The 16,908-nt window shown below is 61.5% G+C and carries 10 protein-coding genes; 5 read left to right on the plus strand and 5 right to left on the minus strand.

Going from position 1 to position 16,908, the window contains the following annotated elements; all coding sequences use genetic code 11:
* Nucleotides 1-123: 123 nt before the first annotated feature.
* The 4 genes from GIV26_RS13845 (at nucleotide 124) to GIV26_RS13860 (ending at nucleotide 3,654) form a co-directional block, all read left to right on the plus strand.
* On the plus strand, nucleotides 124-1,743 hold the full coding sequence (locus tag GIV26_RS13845; protein WP_034126439.1) for an FMN-binding glutamate synthase family protein: 1,620 nt from the start codon (nucleotides 124-126) through the stop codon (nucleotides 1,741-1,743).
* 12 nt (nucleotides 1,744-1,755) lie between these two features.
* On the plus strand, nucleotides 1,756-2,040 hold the full coding sequence (locus GIV26_RS13850; RefSeq protein WP_236281116.1) for a putative quinol monooxygenase: 285 nt from the start codon (nucleotides 1,756-1,758) through the stop codon (nucleotides 2,038-2,040).
* Nucleotides 2,041-2,101: 61 nt separating this feature from the next.
* Complete coding sequence (locus tag GIV26_RS13855; protein ID WP_057976091.1) at nucleotides 2,102-2,398, plus strand: cupin domain-containing protein; 297 nt, start codon at nucleotides 2,102-2,104, stop codon at nucleotides 2,396-2,398.
* Nucleotides 2,399-2,523: 125 nt separating this feature from the next.
* Nucleotides 2,524-3,654 (plus strand): OpgC family protein, encoded by a 1,131-nt coding sequence (locus GIV26_RS13860; protein WP_034126436.1) that lies wholly within the window; start codon nucleotides 2,524-2,526, stop codon nucleotides 3,652-3,654.
* Nucleotides 3,655-3,854: 200 nt separating this feature from the next.
* Here the strand turns inward: GIV26_RS13860 and GIV26_RS13865 are convergent, their stop codons facing one another.
* Together GIV26_RS13865 and GIV26_RS13870 are read right to left on the minus strand one after the other, a co-directional pair.
* Nucleotides 3,855-5,273 (minus strand): amino acid permease, encoded by a 1,419-nt coding sequence (locus GIV26_RS13865; protein WP_054897689.1) that lies wholly within the window; start codon nucleotides 5,271-5,273, stop codon nucleotides 3,855-3,857.
* 376 nt (nucleotides 5,274-5,649) lie between these two features.
* A complete protein-coding gene (locus GIV26_RS13870) occupies nucleotides 5,650-10,230 on the minus strand; it encodes a hypothetical protein (RefSeq protein WP_236281118.1) in 4,581 nt (1,526 codons plus the stop codon).
* 183 nt (nucleotides 10,231-10,413) lie between these two features.
* Between GIV26_RS13870 and GIV26_RS13875 the strand changes: the two genes are divergently transcribed.
* On the plus strand, nucleotides 10,414-13,512 hold the full coding sequence (locus tag GIV26_RS13875; RefSeq protein ID WP_236281121.1) for a transglycosylase domain-containing protein: 3,099 nt from the start codon (nucleotides 10,414-10,416) through the stop codon (nucleotides 13,510-13,512).
* An 814-nt stretch (nucleotides 13,513-14,326) separates the two neighbouring features.
* Here GIV26_RS13875 and GIV26_RS13880 read toward each other — a convergent pair.
* The 3 genes from GIV26_RS13880 to GIV26_RS13890 all read right to left on the minus strand — a co-directional run bounded on the left by GIV26_RS13880 (nucleotide 14,327) and on the right by GIV26_RS13890 (nucleotide 16,887).
* A complete protein-coding gene (locus GIV26_RS13880; RefSeq protein WP_034127990.1) occupies nucleotides 14,327-14,809 on the minus strand; it encodes a CS1 type fimbrial major subunit in 483 nt (160 codons plus the stop codon).
* A 5-nt stretch (nucleotides 14,810-14,814) separates the two neighbouring features.
* Nucleotides 14,815-15,573 carry a hypothetical protein gene (locus GIV26_RS13885; RefSeq protein WP_054922506.1) on the minus strand — a complete coding sequence of 253 codons (759 nt, stop codon included), beginning with the start codon at nucleotides 15,571-15,573 and terminating at the stop codon, nucleotides 14,815-14,817.
* 66 nt (nucleotides 15,574-15,639) lie between these two features.
* The gene (locus GIV26_RS13890; RefSeq protein ID WP_054922508.1) at nucleotides 15,640-16,887 is read right to left on the minus strand and encodes a hypothetical protein; all 1,248 of its coding nucleotides are present in this window, start codon (nucleotides 16,885-16,887) and stop codon (nucleotides 15,640-15,642) included.
* Nucleotides 16,888-16,908: the final 21 nt, after the last annotated feature.

Consider the following 16,908-nt stretch of genomic DNA (forward strand, 5'->3'; position numbering starts at 1 on the left):
CTATCCCAGGCCAGTCTGTCTCACCCGCGTTGCCAAACTGAATATTCCCACAGGTTGTCTATGGTTTCCTGACAGGCGCAGAATGGTGGATCGACCTATAGAGTCCGAACCCAAGGAAACCGTATGAGCCTGTCCTTGTTAAGCCGCTACGCCTTCTTTGCTGTGTGCGTCATTTTCACCCTCGCCAGCCTCCCCTTTATCGAACATGAATGGCTGTGGCCGATCACGCTGGTAACCGGCGTACTCAGCCTGATCGGCATTGTCGACCTGCTGCAAAGCCCCCATGCGGTGCGTCGCAACTATCCGATCCTGGGCAATATCCGTTACCTGGTAGAAACCATCCGCCCGGAAATCCGCCAGTACCTGCTGGAGTCCGACAGCGACGCCCTGCCCTTCTCCCGCGCCCAGCGCTCGCTGGTGTATTCGCGCGCCAAGAACGAAACGGCAGACAAACCCTTCGGCACCCTGATTGACGTGTACCAGTCAGGCTTCGAATTTATCGGCCACTCCATGCGCCCTGCGCCACTGAGCGACCCCAGCAGTTTTCGCGTGATGGTCGGCGGCCCGCAGTGCACACAGCCGTACTCGGCGTCGGTGTTCAATATTTCGGCCATGAGCTTCGGCTCATTGAGCGCCAACGCGATCCGTGCGCTCAACCACGGCGCCAAGCTCGGCAACTTTGCCCACGATACCGGCGAAGGCAGCATCAGCCCCTACCATCGCGAAAACGGCGGCGACCTCACCTGGGAACTGGGCAGCGGTTACTTCGGCTGCCGCACCAGCGACGGCCGTTTCGACCCCGAACGCTTCGCCGTACAGGCCCAGAACCCGCAAGTGCGCATGATCGAAATCAAGATGAGCCAAGGCGCCAAGCCCGGCCATGGCGGGATTTTGCCCAAGCACAAGGTCACCCAGGAAATCGCCGACACCCGCGGCATCATGATGGGTGAAGACTGCATCTCGCCGTCGCGTCACAGCGCGTTTTCCACGCCGATCGAGCTGATGCAGTTCATCGCTCAGTTGCGCGAACTGTCCGGCGGCAAACCTGTGGGCTTCAAGTTCTGCCTGGGCCATCCGTGGGAATTCATGGGCATCGCCAAGGCCATGCTCGAAACCGGCATCCTTCCGGACTTTATCGTGGTGGACGGCAAGGAAGGCGGTACCGGTGCCGCGCCAGTGGAATTCACCGACCATATCGGCGTGCCGCTGCGCGAAGGCCTGCTGTTCGTGCATAACACCCTGGTGGGCCTGAACCTGCGCGACAAGATCAAGCTCGGCGCCAGCGGCAAGATTGTCAGCGCGTTCGACATCGCCAGCGTCCTGGCCATCGGCGCCGACTGGGCCAACTCGGCGCGTGGTTTCATGTTCGCCATTGGCTGCATTCAGTCGCAGTCATGCCACACCAACAAATGCCCGACTGGCGTCGCCACCCAAGACCCGCTGCGCCAACGCGCGCTGGTGGTGCCGGACAAGGCCCAGCGCGTGTTCAACTTCCACCGCAACACGCTGCACGCCCTGGCAGAAATGCTCGCCGCCGCCGGGCTGGAGCATCCGTCGCAGTTGTCGGCCAAGCATTTGGTACGTCGGATGTCGGCGACGGAGATCAAGCTGTTCTCTCAGTTGCATGTGTTCCTCAAGCCTGGGGAGTTGCTCACCGGTGAAGTGAATGGCGAGTTCTATTCGCGCATGTGGCAGATGGCGCGGGCGGACAGTTTCGAGCCTCATGAAACCGCAGCAGCTTGAAGGACGCCTGCCATGCTGAAAGTCATCGCTGAGGACTTCATCAAGCCCGAACACCTGGAAACCGTGCGCCCCTGGTACGCTGAGCTGGTGGAAAAAACCCGCCAGGAACCGCTGTGCATCGCCTACGATTTGTTCATCGATCAAAAAGACCCTGGGCACTTCATTTTTATCGAGCAATGGCCAGATCAAGCGGCGCTGGATGCGCACTGCCAGACCGAGCACTTCACCCGGTTGGTGCCCCAGATCAATGAGCATCAAGCCAAGCCGTGCCGGATCTTGTTGATGGACACTTTCTGACAAGACCCACCGCCTGCTGAACCGGACCACCGACGGCATCGTTGAAAACAAGGAGATTCACATGCCGTTACTGGACTTCGCCGCAATCGCCGCGCAACTGCCCGACAGTTGGACATCCACACGCCTGGGCCAGGTTGGCCCGGCGCGGATCAAAGTACTGCGCATGGATGAACAGACGTACGAGGAAGAAACCCACGACTACAACGAAGGGTTGTTGGTGATCAGTGGGTACTTGCACCTGCGCATCGGTGATCAAGCCATCAGGGTGGACGCCGGCCAGATGTACCTGGTGGAAGCCGGCACTGCCCACGGTGTGCTCGCCGGCAGCCAGGGCACCCTGGTGATCATTGATCTCTAGAGACATTCAGTAATACCCAGCCTTTGCAATTGCTTACAAATACCGCCAACCTCCGCCCGCCCGACGTGCGGCGACGCCCGCGCTCACCTATCGTCATTAAACAACTTGTTCAAGAGCCCGCTGCCATGCTGAACGGACGCGACCCGCGCATCGACTTTTTTCGGGGCCTGGCGTTGATCTTCATTTTCTGGGATCACGTGCCTCACAACCCCCTCGCCAACATCACCGTGCAGAACTTCGGGTTCAGTGACGCCGCGGAAATCTTCGTGTTCCTGGCCGGCTACGCAGCCGTGCTGGCCTACGGCAAGATTCTGCAGCGCGAGGGCTATCTCTTCGCCTGCCTGAAAATCCTGCGTCGGGTGTGGACACTCTACGTGGCGCATATTTTCCTGTTGGCGCTGTTGATGGGCATCGTGATTTTCGCCAACAGCCATATCGAGACTCGCGACCTGGTGCAGGAAATGGGCCTGGGGTATTTTCTCAGCGATACCCAACAGGCCTTGATGGATGAGTTGCTGCTGCGCTTCAAGCCCAACCTCACCGACCCGTTGCCGTTGTACATCGTGCTGATTCTGAGCCTGCCGCTCACCCTGCCACTGCTGGTGTATGTGCCCAACGTGATGGTGGCGATCTCGGTGGCGGTGTACCTGCTGGCGCCCTGGCAGGGCTGGAATTTGCCCGCGAGCAACGGCGGAGTGTGGTACTTCAACCCCATCACCTGGCAATGCTTGTTCATCCTCGGCGGCGCAGCCGCGTTGCGCTCACCCAGCCGCGCCGAAGCGCGGCCGTTGCTGCGCCAACCCTTGTTCGTGGCCGCTGCGCTCTACGTGTTGGTGACCTGTGTGATCACCTTGTCTTGGCGCTGGCCCGAGGTGCATGACGCCTGGATGCCACGCGTGATTGGCGAATGGCTGTACCCCATCAGCAAGACCGACCTGTCGCCGGTGCGCCTGCTGCACTTCCTGGCCCTGGCCTACGTCACCGCCAAATTGCTCCCCGACGTCGGCTGGACGCAGCAGTGGCTGGCCCTGCAATTGGCGAGGATGGGGCGTTACTCCCTGGAAGTGTTTTGCCTGGGCGTGGTGCTGGCGCCACTGGCCGACATGCTCAATGCCATGGCCGGCGACAGCCTGGCGATCAAGTTATCCACGGCCTTGGCGGGCGCTGTGTTGATGGGCTTATTGGCGGCATGGCTGGACCTGAACAAGCGCCTGGACCAACGCTACGCCAGCCGCGCCGTCGTCACGACTACATAGTTAGCGACGCCGCCGGACACCAGGATGGCAACTGAACCACCGCTTTCGCAGGCAAGCCAGCTCCCACATTCGTCGTGTATTGCCCACAGGATCAACGCCCGGCACAGATCCCCCTGTGGGAGCGGGCTTGCTCGCGAAGGCTGCGGGCCAGTCAATTAATCTGCAACTGAACCACCGCTATCGCAGGCAAGCCCGCACATTTAAACGGAGCGGGTCGCGCTGCTATTGGCGACGGCGGGCTGCAACTTGAATACGTAGTACAACACGGTCAACAGCACCAGGAACGCAGGCCCGACATACAGCGCCACACGGGTCTCCGGGAAGTACGCCATCAGGCCCACCACCAGCACCAGGAACGCCAGCGCCAGGTAGGAGCTGACCGGGTACAGCCACATGCGGTACTTGAGGCCCGCCTGCTCCGCCGGGCTCAGGCCTTTGCGGAATTTGAGCTGGGCCAGCAGGATCATCAGCCAGGTCCAGATCGCGCCGAAGGTGGCGATGGAGGTCACCCATACGAACACCTGGTCCGGCACCAGGTAGTTGAGCAGTACGCCCAATAACAAGGCAAAGATCGACAACAGCAAGGCCTTGCGTGGCACGCCGTTACTGGAGGTGGTGCCGAACGTCGCCGGCGCCTGGCCGTTCTGCGCCAGGCTGTAGAGCATACGCCCGGTGCTGAAGATGCCGCCGTTGCAGGACGACAGCGCGGCGGTGATCACCACGAAGTTGATGATACCCGCGGCAGTCTTGATGCCCAGACGCTCGAAGGTCATCACGAACGGGCTGCCCTGGGTGCCGATTTCATTCCACGGGTAGATCGACAGGATCACGAACAGCGCGCCCACGTAGAACAGCAGGATGCGCCAGAACACCGAGCCGATGGCGCTGGGAATGGTCTTCTGCGGGTTACGCGCTTCACCGGCGGTAAGGCCGATCATCTCGACGCCCAGGTAGGCGAACATCACCATTTGCAGGGACATCAACACGCCCTGCACACCATTGGGCATGAAGCCGCCATGGGTCCACAGGTTGGAAATGCCCAACGCCACGCCGTCATTGCCGAAACCGAAGGCGATGATACCGACGCCGCCGATCACCATTGCAATGATGGTGACGATCTTGATCAGCGCGAACCAGAACTCGAACTCACCGAACGCCTTGACCGCGATCAGGTTGATGGTGCCCATGCTGATCAGCGCCGCCAGTGCCCAGATCCAGCGTGGCGTATCGGGGAACCAGACCCCCATGTACACCGCCACCGCGGTAATTTCTGCGACGCAGGTCACCAGCCACAGGAACCAGTAGTTCCACCCGGTGAGAAAGCCTGCCAATGGACCGAGGTAATCCTGCGCATAGCGGCTGAACGAACCGGCCACCGGGTTGTGCACGGCCATCTCTCCGAGGGCGCGCATGATTACCAGGATCGCCAGGCCGCCAATGATGTAGGAGAGCATGATCGCCGGGCCGGCCATTTCGATGGCCTTGGCCGATCCCAGGAACAGCCCCACACCGATACACGCGCCGAGCGCCATCAGGCGGATATGCCGTTCGCCGAGTTCGCGTTTGAGCGGGCCGCCTTGAGCGGTCTCGCCAGGGGGCAGTGGTTTGCCGACAGGCATAGGAATACAACCTCATTTTGTTATTGGATTTAGCCACCGAGCCTGGGCGTATCCGCGGATGGGCTGATACACCGGCTGGACCGGACTCGCCTCATGGGCAGATCCGCCTGGTGCGACTCACGCGCACAGGTCAGCGGGCGTGCAGTATAAAAAGCTAACGTCAGGTCTTTTCACTCAATAAACAGGGAAATTTGGCGATAAGCCCCGAGAAAAACCGCTTGGACGGTGCAAGCACCAAGCGTCTAGATCGGCCTTCCCGGCGCGAAACGGCGCAGAGTATTGCATAACCGGTCAGGATCGGGACACCTGAGGGCAAGCACATGATGGCGCGGTTCTGCACCCCGAGGCCGTTCAAATGTGGGAGCCGGCGTGCCGTTCAGTCCACACTGAAAAACAAACGTCTGGCCAGCAGCCGGGAAATGCTCGCACGGTCGATGTCCAGGGTTTGCTGCACGCGCCCGGTCTGGCCGCTGCGCATTCGGGCGAACGCCTGGGCTTCAGCTTCGGCCTGGGCCTGGCGCCCCAGTCGCTGCTGCTCGGGGCTTTTGATGTGGGCGGCGGTGTAGTGATCGTCCGGGCCCAGGCGGGTTCCATAGTGAAAGTGCGCGTAACACAGCGGCTGCGCCGTTTGCGCATCCTGCACAACATAGACTTGCAGAAAATCCACGGTTTTACCCTTGAGGCGTACGCGGGCACCTTGTCGCTGGATGCGCACCTCATTGAGCGCGTGCAGGAAATCGACATCTTCGGCCCGCGTCAGCTTGAGTTTGCTGGCCCGGACACGCGCCTCGACACCCGCCGCCTCCAGGCGCGTCGCCGCGGCCCGCAAGTCGCTGGCCCGCACCCTGGCGTTGGCCTGCTGGGTGGCGGCCAGCCGTGACACGTCCAGGCTGCGTAATTTTCTGTCGATATCCGCCGCCACCATACGCCGACTGTTGGCTTGCGCCACCAACAGGGCTTGCAGGGATTCGGGCTCACACCTGTCCGACATGCCTTGCACCTTCGCAATCGCGTTGTCGACGCCTGCCAACAGCCGCAGGCCCTTGTTCACCAGCGCTCCCAGTTGCGGGTTGGCCGTACGGGGTTTGGCCGGCGGTTCCACCGCTTCCCATACGCCGTCGTCGGCCTCGGTGAAGGTGGCGATCACACTGCCCTTGTCGTCCACCAGCTCTGCGGTGCCGGTCGGGCCTTTGACCCGGGCCACATACACATCGCGGTTGCGCGTGCGGATGATCTTTTTTTGCCGCGAGCCTGCTGCCTCTGCCTTGACCGACACCACGCCGGGGGCGGTGTCCAGCAGGTCAGCCAGTTGCTCCTCAACCTGACGGTGCAGGCCAGACAGCAACGTCTGGAGTTTTTGCAGATTGGCCAAGTCAAAGGTGTCCGGCGCCATGGCGCGCCAGAACTGAATGTGGTCGTCGGTGAGCGCATAGATGCGCCCCAGGCTTTTGAGCACTTCTACACGTTCTTCCCGCGCGATGGAAAGATGCTCCAGGTCCGCCAGGGAGCGGCTGGCCCAGCGGGCACGATTGATCACCTGGTTCAAGCTGTCAAAAAACTCCGCCTCCAGCGGTGGGCCTTCGATATCAATGGTGATGCCCCACAGTGTGGTCACTTGCAACGCTTGCAAATCCAGGACCGAAGGCCTTGCAGCCAAGTCATTTTGCAGCTCGCGGGCCTTGTTGCGCCCAAGCCGCGGCACTGCCCTGAGTTGGTCAATATAGGTTTTTTCCAGCGTGCGCCAGCGAATCGCCGCCTCCTCGGCTGCCACTTGCTCACGCATGTTGCGGTCCAGGTCAGCATGGGCCTGGCGATTAAGATCGGAGCCGGCTTCGTCCTCACTCTCATCTTGCAGGACATCGAGCAGAGGGCGGATGCGCGCATTGATCTGCAGCATCTGCTCACGCGTGTCGGCATCCAGTAATTGCAGGCCCAGAATCAGTGATTCCAGCACTTCACAAAGTTCTTCTTCATACCGAGGCCGTGGCTTGATCGCACGCAAACGCATCAGCAATTGCAGCTCTTGTTGCGAGGACGTCACCTTATTCTGCATTTCCTTGCGGTAGCGTTCCTCAAGTTGCGCCAACTGTGCCTCGGTAACCTTGCCCTTTGATTCGCGCGCCAGCTTACGCGCCACGATCATGGCTGCACCGGCCCTGTCACGTGCGCGCCCAGCATCACGATATTGCTGTTCAAGGCTCGGTTCGGACACTTCAAGTGCCTGCAGTTCGGCTTCGAGCGCGGAATCTGCATTGCCCCCTGGCAAGTGCAATCGCGCATCAAAATCCCAATACCCGTCACCCAAGGATTTCAACCAGGGACCTTTCTCGCGGCCATCGGCGCTGACGACCCGCACCGCATTGGCCTCGTCCACCACCCGATACACGTGCCCGCGTACCAAGGCATGCCATTGCGGTGGTGAAAAGGAAGTGTCATAGACCAAACCCTGGCGCGGGCCGCTTTGCTCGGCGTTGCTCCATTCTCCGGAGAAAACCCTGAGGCTCAGGCGGCGTGCCCGAGCATTCTGCGCGGTGGTCAGGTCTTTACGCGCATTACTCCAACGGATCGGGGTGTGGAACATTGCAGGCACGGGGACACGAACGGGCACCGACGCGGCGGGCTCGGCGTGTGCCAACGGCGCAAAGACGGGGTGCTCCAGTTGCAGCGCCTGATGGGGGGCGTGGGGCGTGGCCTGGTGCGCAAGAATTGCCATCAGGTTGCTCAGTACATCCGTAACGGCTTTGTTCCTGGCCTGTTCATCGTCGCTGGCCAGGTCCTGAATATCCTGCTGCAGGCTGTCGACCAATTGCACCAACCATCCGCCCAATTGCAACGGCCCGCTGGTCAACGGCAGGACACTGGCAAACAACAGCCAACCTACCTCTTTCATATGGGCCCAGCGTTGTTCGGCGTTCGATACCGATTGCCGGTCAGCCAGGGCAACCAGAGCCTTTGCCGTGCCGTTGAACACCAGGGTGCAGGGGCCTTGCGTGCCCAACTGCTTGTGCAGTTGCGCCGCCGGCGGTTTGTCATACACGCCGAACTCATCGCCAGGCAAAAAGCGACGGATATGCGGTTCATTGAAACCGCCGTTGGCGTAGACCGCCTGGCGTGCCGGAGCGATCCAGGTCAACACGCTGTCCTGTAATGGGCCTGGCGCCTTGATGGCCTCGAACAACGCGTGGATCGACGCGTACTCCTGCAACATCGGTTCGAGCAATGGCCGGTACAGCAGATGCACGCCCGCCTGCCCGGCCCTTGGGCCAATGATGAAGTGCGCGGTCACCTCATCGGCGTCAGCAGCCGCCGAAGCCTTGAACGCCAGCGGCCACAGCGCCATTGCCTGGTCCTGTACCGTACGATCGGCCAGGCGCGATTGCAGCGCAGCCTGCACGCGCCTGAAGCCATCCAGCGTCAGGCCGTGCTCGTCCTTGATCTTCAGTTCCAACGCCAGCATCGGCAACTGCACGCGTAATTGGCGCTTGAACAACTGCAAGCGCCGAGCGTTTTCGGTTGGATCATCCAACAGCTTTCTTTTCAACAAAGCCGGGTAAGCCTGGCCGACGTCAGCCGTTTGCACACACCCGCTCAGCAGGTCGTAAGTCAACCAACCGGGCGCCGGGGCGTCGTTCAACGTGATGCTGGTGACGGTGTGAGGGAACCCGGCCAGGTTTTCCAGCGCCAGTTCGGTCAGGCTTACGGTGATCAGGTCGACTTCACCCGCTATGAAACCTCCCGGCACCGGCACTGCGGCGGCAATCACCCGTTTAAAGGTCAGCTGAACATCGGCAGGCAGCACTTTGCGCGCCGCTGGTTGAGCGTGCAGGCAAGTTTTGAGCGCGTCATCGGCAAACTGACGGATCGAGTCGATACCGTCGAGATACTGTTTTCCGCCATTTTGCTCGCGGGCCACCACCAGCGCCTGGAGCAGGCGCGCATAGGCGATGCTGTCTTGCTCCTCGGCGTGGGCCAGCCACAGCGGCATGGCGCTGCGCAGCGCTTGCTGACGCGCGCCCAGGCTGGCGACGAACCAGCGTCGCGGATCGGTGATGTAGTCGAGCAACGCCTGATGCTGCCTCGGTGCAAGTGCCAGGTTGCGGTCGATCCGGTCGATGTCGCGCAGTTGACGTGCCAGGTAGCTCGCGGCCAGGGCGTCGAACGGATCGCTGTCAACGTCCTCGGCAAACCATTGCTCTACGCACGCGCCCTCAGCAAAAGCCGGCAACCATGCAGCGATTTCGTCCTCGTCGCGCAGCGGGTGCAGGCCACTGGCCGGGCTGAACAGCAAGCGCTGTTGCCCGTGAATAAGGACCAGCACCGGCAGCATCTCGACGGGCGGCCCCGCCAGGTAAACCGCCTGCACCCGCAATGCATCGCCGTGGGCGCTCCACTCGTTATCCGGACGAATCGGATGCAGCAGGGTTTTGGGGAACAGTGTGGCGAATTGCTCCTCGCTGTATCCCGGCGGCTTGGGTGAGTCATATAGCAGTGTCAGCAGGTCATCCGACAGGTAGCCCCAGCGCGTCATGTTCACCGGCAGCTCTTCAGACCACCAGGCTTGCAGGCGTTTCACATAGGTCCTCCACAGCAGTGCGCCGCAACGGTTGATCAGCCGTTCCAGTTCAACCAGGCTCGGGCCACCTTCCACAAACACCTCGCGCACCCGTTGGGCGACCACGTGATAGTCCGCCACCAGCAACACCGGGCCGGCGAGGGCCAGGCGTTGCAGCAGCCACTCGGACAAGACCTGGTAAACGAGGCTACCGTCAGTGTCGGCGGGCGCAGCGATATAAATCAGACCGGCCTGCCATTTGTGTTCAGCAAAATGCTGGTCAAGGTAGGCCTGGGCGCTTTCTTGCGCTACCGCCAGCAATGACGGCGGCTCGCGAAACAACGTTTCGATTTGCTCGCTCGTGATGAGGTGCTGTGAGTCGGCTGGAGGGGTGGAAGCGGTCATGTTGATACTCTGAGGGCAGTTAAAATCAAACGCTAACCGCCGCCGAGCGACCCGCTGGCCTAGACAATTAACGCCTGCCATGACGCGCTGTGTGCTGCCCCGTCGACAAACTTCATGGGCAAGGCAATTCGCGTCTACGCTTCAGACAAGTCCGATCAATCTGTAGGAATGGATCAGTCGACTATGGGCGCACTGTGGCAAACCGACTCGCACAAGGCTGAAGCCGACAGCCCGTCACCCGCCCCATTGCCGAAAAAATTCAGACCGCCCCGGCCATGGCGCCGGCTGTTCTGGCTGATCCTGCTGCTGGTGCTGCTCGCCCTGGGTTTTGCCGTGTTGCGCGAGATGCACAGCGCTCGCTGGCAGGCTCGCACCCTCAGCCAATGGGCCGCGCAGTTGACCTACCGCGTCGAACCCGGAGCCAGCGATGCGATTCTGTACCCCGGCGCCGGGCCCTTCGATCAGCGCCTGGGCTACAGCGCCCTGGGCGACTTCCTGCCGCGCCTGCTCAAGCGTAATTACGTGATCGAGTCCCAGGCACGCTTCTCCGCGGCGCTGATGAACTACAGCCGTCACGGCCTGTTTATTCCTTACGCAGAAAAAATCCAGGCCGGGCTGAGCATCACCGATTGCCGCGCCGCGCCGCTGTATCAATTCAATTACCCGACGCAGTTGTATGCGCAGTTCAGCGACGTGCCACCGTTGATGGTGCGCAGCCTGCTGTTTATCGAAAACCGCGAGTTGCTCGACCCGCAGCCGGCCCAGGCCAACCCGGCGGTGGACTGGCCGCGCTTTGCCAAGGCCGCGTGGTCACAGGTTGCGCGCCAGTTGCACCTGCCGGGGCAAACGGCGGGCGGCAGCACCCTGGCCACGCAGTTGGAAAAGTACCGCCATTCGCCGGACGGCCTGACCCTGTCGGGCAGCGAAAAACTGCGCCAGATGCTCTCGGCCAGTGTGCGCGCCTATCAGCACGGCCCCGACACCCTCCTCGCTCGGCAGAACGTGGTGCGCGACTACCTCAACAGCGTGCCGCTTTCGGCAGTGCCCGGCCACGGCGAAGTGCACGGCATGGCCGAAGGCCTGCGGGTGTGGTATGGCGCCGACTTCAACCAGGTCAACCGGGCCCTGGCCGACACCACGAACACCGCGCCCAGCCTGGCGGCCCGTGGCCTGGCGTTGCGCCAAGTGCTGTCGCTGATGATCGCCCAGCGCCGCCCGTCCCACTACCTGACCAAGGGCCGCGATGAGCTGGCGCAGTTGACCGACAGTCACTTGCGACTGCTGGCGCAACAGGGCGTGATCGAGCCGGGATTATTGAAGGCAGCGCTGGCCAGCCAGGTCACCTACCGCGACTGGCAGCAACAACCGACCACCCAGAAGATCGAGGCCAACAAAGGCATCAGCGTGGCCCGCAGCCGCCTGGCCGCGCTGCTCGATCGCCCGCTGTACGACCTCGACCGCCTGGACCTGTCCGCCACCAGCACCTTGCAAGGCCGACTGCAGGAGCAGATCACCGCGTACCTCAAGCAACTGGCCGACCCGGTCTATGCCAAAGAGATCGGGCTGCTGGGCGAGCGCTTGCTCACCCCCGCCAGCACGCCGCAGGTGCGCTACAGCTTTACCTTGTTCGAGCGCACCGCCGACAGCGCGCGCGTGCGGGTGCAGACCGACAACACCGACCAGCCGTTCGACATCAACGAGGGCAGCAAGCTTGAATTGGGTTCTACCGCCAAGTTGCGCGTGCTGACCACCTACCTGCAAATCATCGCCGAGCTACATGAGCGCTACGGCGCATTGACGCCAGCAGCGTTGAAAAAAGTCGAGGTCGCCGAGCAGGACCGCCTCAGCCGTTGGGCCGTGGACTACCTGCTGCAAAATCCCGGTAAATCCTTGGCAGACATGCTCGAAGCGGCCTTGGACCGCACCTATTCGGCCAGCCCCGGCGAAAGCTTTTTCACCGGTGGCGGCCTGCACCGCTTCCATAACTTTCGCAACCAGGACAACGGCCGCAACCCGAGCCTGCGCGATGCCCTGCGCGAGTCGATCAACCTGCCGTTCATCCGCCTGATGCGCGACTTGGTGCGCTACGTCACCTATACCAGCGCCAACAACAGCGCGCAGTTGCTCAAGGACGACAGCGAGCCACGCCGCCAGGAATACCTGGCGCAATTCGCCGACCGCGAAGGCACCGCTTTTTTGCTCAAGTTCTGGAAGAAGTACCAGAAAAAAGACACCCAGGCGCGCCTGGAAACCTTCCTCGACAGTCTGCATCCCACGCCGATCCGCCTGGCGGCCGTGCACCGATACCTGCTGCCCGACGCCAGCCGCGAGAGTTTCAACAGCTTCCTGCGTGCGCGCCTGGCGGGAACCAAAGGCCACCAGACGCTGAACGACAAACGCCTCGACACGCTGTACGACAGCTACGGCCCAGGCGCCTATGACTTGCCTGACCAAGGCTATATCGCCAAGGTGCACCCGCTGGACCTGTGGCTGATGGGCTACCTGCTCAACCATCCGGACGCGACGTTCAGCGAGATCGTCAAAGCCAGTCAGTTCGAACGCCAGGAGGTTTACAGCTGGTTATTCAAAAGCCGCCATCAGAGCGCCCGCGACGGGCGTATCCGCACCATGCTGGAGATCGAAGCGTTTCTGGAGATTCATCAGCGCTGGAAAGCCGTGGGTTATCCGTTTGACCATCTGGTGCCATCGTTGGCGACCGCCATCGGCAGCTCCGGCGACCGCCCGGCAGCGTTGGCCGAGTTGATGGGCATCATCCTCAATGACGGCGTACGCATTCCGGTGCTGCGCATTGACAGCCTGCACTTTGCTGCCGGCACGCCCTATGACACCCGCCTGATCAATGCCCCCGACCGCGCCCGCCGAGTGATGCCTTCCGAGGTGGCGACGGCCCTGCGCGGCGCGCTCTCCCAGGTGGTCGATGCCGGCACCGCCAAACGCGTCGCCGGCAGTTTCAAACACGCCGACGGCACACCGTTGGCCATGGGCGGCAAGACCGGCACCGGCGATAACCGTATCGAAGCCATCGGTGCCGGCGGGCGCATTCTCAGCTCCAAAGCAATCAACCGCACCGCCACCTTTGTGTTTTATATCGGCGAGCGCCACTTCGGCACGCTCACCGCCTTCGTGCCCGGCAGTTCGGCGCAGGGTTTCACCTTCACCTCGGCGCTGCCTGTGCAGGTGCTCAAAGGCATGGCGCCCCTATTGATGCCATACCTGCAAGGCGACGAGCAGAACGCCTGCGTGAGCAGCACCGGTAAATGAACATACAGCGCAAAGTGCGATGCAGTGGTTATGTATTGGCCTTTCATGGGCATAGGTATCTACACAACTTTTGTAGCCACTGCCGACGCTAACCACGATGCGAAGCGAGCCGCTCTTGCTCTTGCTCTTGCTCTTGCTCTTGCTCTTGCTCTTGCTCTGCTTTTGATCTTGATCTTAGGCGCCCCGTCAAACCACGCTGGCCGGAATTCGACAGGGATTTGGGGGGTAAACCGGCAGGGATGCCGGTTTAGCCGCCCCGCGCCATGGATGGCGCGTGGCGGCGGCCCCCCAAATCCCTGGCGGATTACGGGCACACCGAGCCTAAGCGAGGTGCCGAGTGGTGGGGCAAGAGCCCTTTTGGTTACTTTTGGGGCTCTTTTCCAAAAGTGACCCGCTGTAAAAGCGGAACCCTAAGTGGCCGTTACCGCAGGAATGGATATGTACTCGATCTGATCCAACCTCCTGACCGGCTGCCAGGCCGCCATCGGGGGCAAGCCCCCTCCCACAGGCCCGGCGTCGCACCAAAAAGTTGTGTAGATACCCATGCTTTCATGGACGTGATTAGGATAGGTCATCAGACTTACAGACTACCCAACCCTGTTATTCGAGCCCCCCTACCCGCACGCAGCTGGACCAGCACCGGCTCACATCGGACGACGAGGCCGGTATTCATCTGGCCTATCGCAGTACGCTGGTAGCCCGGTTGAGAAGGTTGGAAGCGTTACCTTGAGCAGCAGAACCCCACCGCCAAATGAAACAACGGCAACACCTTCGACCTGAAGTACCAGCAGCTCGATGAAATGGGCCCGAGCGGTCAAGGCGCCAGAAAATCAAACATCAGGTGCACCGTGCCGTAGTAGGACCCGCCCTGGTATCCACCCTGCGGCTCGATCGGAGCAATCTCCAGCTCGACGCGCCGGCCCATGCCCGCCTCGTCAGCGCTGAGTATCTGGGTCGAGTCCAGGGTCAGGGGCACCCGGTTGAACAGCACGCGCAAATCAATACGGTCGCGGCCGCTCAACAGATAGGGCACGTCCCCCAGCCGCGCGGCTACGCCGCCATTGAGGTTTTTCACGTCGAAGTTCTTGCGCAGGCGCCCGAGCCTGGAGGTCGCCAGGTCCCATGCCAGCAGTTGGTCCTGCGCCATCCAGTCGGGTTCGGAGGGCAGCACATAGGCTTCGTGGATCGGAATAGTGACCGACACATCAAAACTCTGGCGTTCCTGAAACGCCTGTACCGGCGCGCCGATGAATAACGTTGCGACCAGCCCCGCCCATACCGTCAGTTGCTTGAACATTGTCATCACCCGTTGCTGTTGACCGTCATCGGTGTTTTGTCGCGGCCTTCGATCATCTGGAAGCGGTATTCACGCCCGGGCTTCTTCTCGAGCTGCCATTGGCGTCCCGGCAGGATGTGGTGCTTGGTGGTGGCTTCGCAGTCGGTTTTTTTCGCCGCTGAACAGTCCCGGAACTCATCGAGCACCACCACGCTGTTGCCGGCGTTGCGCAGTGTGTACTGGTCGGCGGTCTCGACGACCTTCGTATCGAAGCGGGTGTCCTTGGGCCGCACGAAAAACACCGTGCCGTAACCGGCCATGACGTTGACGCCGGCGGCGAGATCTTTTTTGTACTCGTCGCGCTCGGCGTCGGTCACGGCGAAGTCGTCTTCCTTCTCCGGCACCACCGGGATGAAACGCACCCGGAAGTAACGCTCCTTGTCGCGCTCGCCCATGTACAGCAAGCGCGTCCCCTGGCGCCCGCCCGCCGGAACGATCAACCGCGCCGGGCTGGCCATCAGGCCGTCGCGGCTGGTGGCGGCGCCCTTGTCATCCGTCAGGGAGGCCACCGGGATTTCCCTGGACGTGCCGTCGGCGTTATAGACAATTTCCAGCACATTGACCTTGATAAAGGCGGTGCTGGTGCCGCCGTTGAACACCCGCTTGAGGTAAGAACTGCGGTCGCCCTCCAGGTAGTCATACACCACGCCGACATTGATCGCCGGCCCGGCCTGCGCCGCCAATGACATCAGCAACAGCCCAGCCCCTAACACTGCATGTTTCATGTTTGATTACGCCTTATTGATTGAACGCGGCCCACCACAGGGAGCCGATATGCGAGCCGGGCTCGCCTAGACTTCCGAATCCCAGATCACCGTGGCCACGCCGGAATAGGTGCTGCCGGGTTTCTTGAGCATGTCGGCCACGTCATCCTTGCCCACCTCGAAATGCAACTTGCCCTCGCGGTTGTTCACGTACTGCAACGGCTGGAACAGTTCGGTGCCGACGCCGTCGAGGCGCAGGGGCAGTTTGTTCACGCCCTGGTCGTGCTGATCACGCAAGCCATAGGGCAGGCTCACGGCGACTTGAAGCGGCACTTCGTCACCGTCGTTGTTACGCAGGCCACAGGTGTTGCCGATCACCAGCCCGCACTCCAGGGTCATCTTGAAACGTGAGCTGGCGGAGATTGCGAAGGTCTGGTCACGCCATAGCCGCGAGGGGCGCCGCCCCTGGTTGAGCCAGGCCTGCCAACCGCCCTCGGGTAACAGCTCGATGCGATTGCCGCCCGCCGGCAGGTCAATCTTGAGCACGTGCTCCACCGACAAGATGAAGTTGAAGGTCAGGGTGTTTTCGTCGGGGATCATGGTGGTGCCGAAATCCATATCGCCGCCCGGGCCCATGGTGTAAGTGATGGAACCCTCATAAGTACCAGCGTCCATACCCAGAGGGTTTGGTGTCTTGAGTTCGTAGCCGTACTCAAGCGTGCTGTAGCTCATCCTCCCGATTTCCATACCATTTGTAACGCTGCAGGCTCCGGCGTTCTCTGGAACGATCCAGAAAAAAAGCGCATACGCTTGTCCCGCCGCCATGTAATTGATCGGCAAGCACGGTGCCGGCGCCCCTCGCCAATAAGCGTTCCAGCCCACGCCTGGCGTGGCCCAGCCGGACACACCCGGTGGATAAGAGACATTCCACCGTCCCCCAATACCGGCAATGCGCATCTGTACCGTCTCCGCACGACCGGTGACGGTGTGAGTCACTTGCAGATCGCGAAATGCCGAGGGCACCTTGAAATAGGCGCTCTGGCGCGGATCCTCCGGAAACGCCGGTATCGGCCCATTGGAATAGGCCCGGAACGAACTGTTACGAATACTGAAGGTATTGACCGCCTCGCACCTGGCTGGAACGTGCCAGGGACACAAGCCACTTTGCGGCGTGGTATTGACGAATTTATTGCTCGTTGGGTTGGCCGGATCGGGGCGAAACACCGCCGTGATCTGCTCGACGATAGCCAGTGCCGGCAAGCTGTAGGTAGCGCCCAAAACCAGCGCGAATGCACAGAGCCCCAAGCGTTTTTTCATTGCGGTAATCAAGGTCATGAACTCCCGTTTCAACCGCCG

The sequence above is a fragment of the Pseudomonas sp. PA-1-3F genome (assembly GCF_021609665.1).
Taxonomy (GTDB): domain Bacteria; phylum Pseudomonadota; class Gammaproteobacteria; order Pseudomonadales; family Pseudomonadaceae; genus Aquipseudomonas; species Aquipseudomonas paracarnis.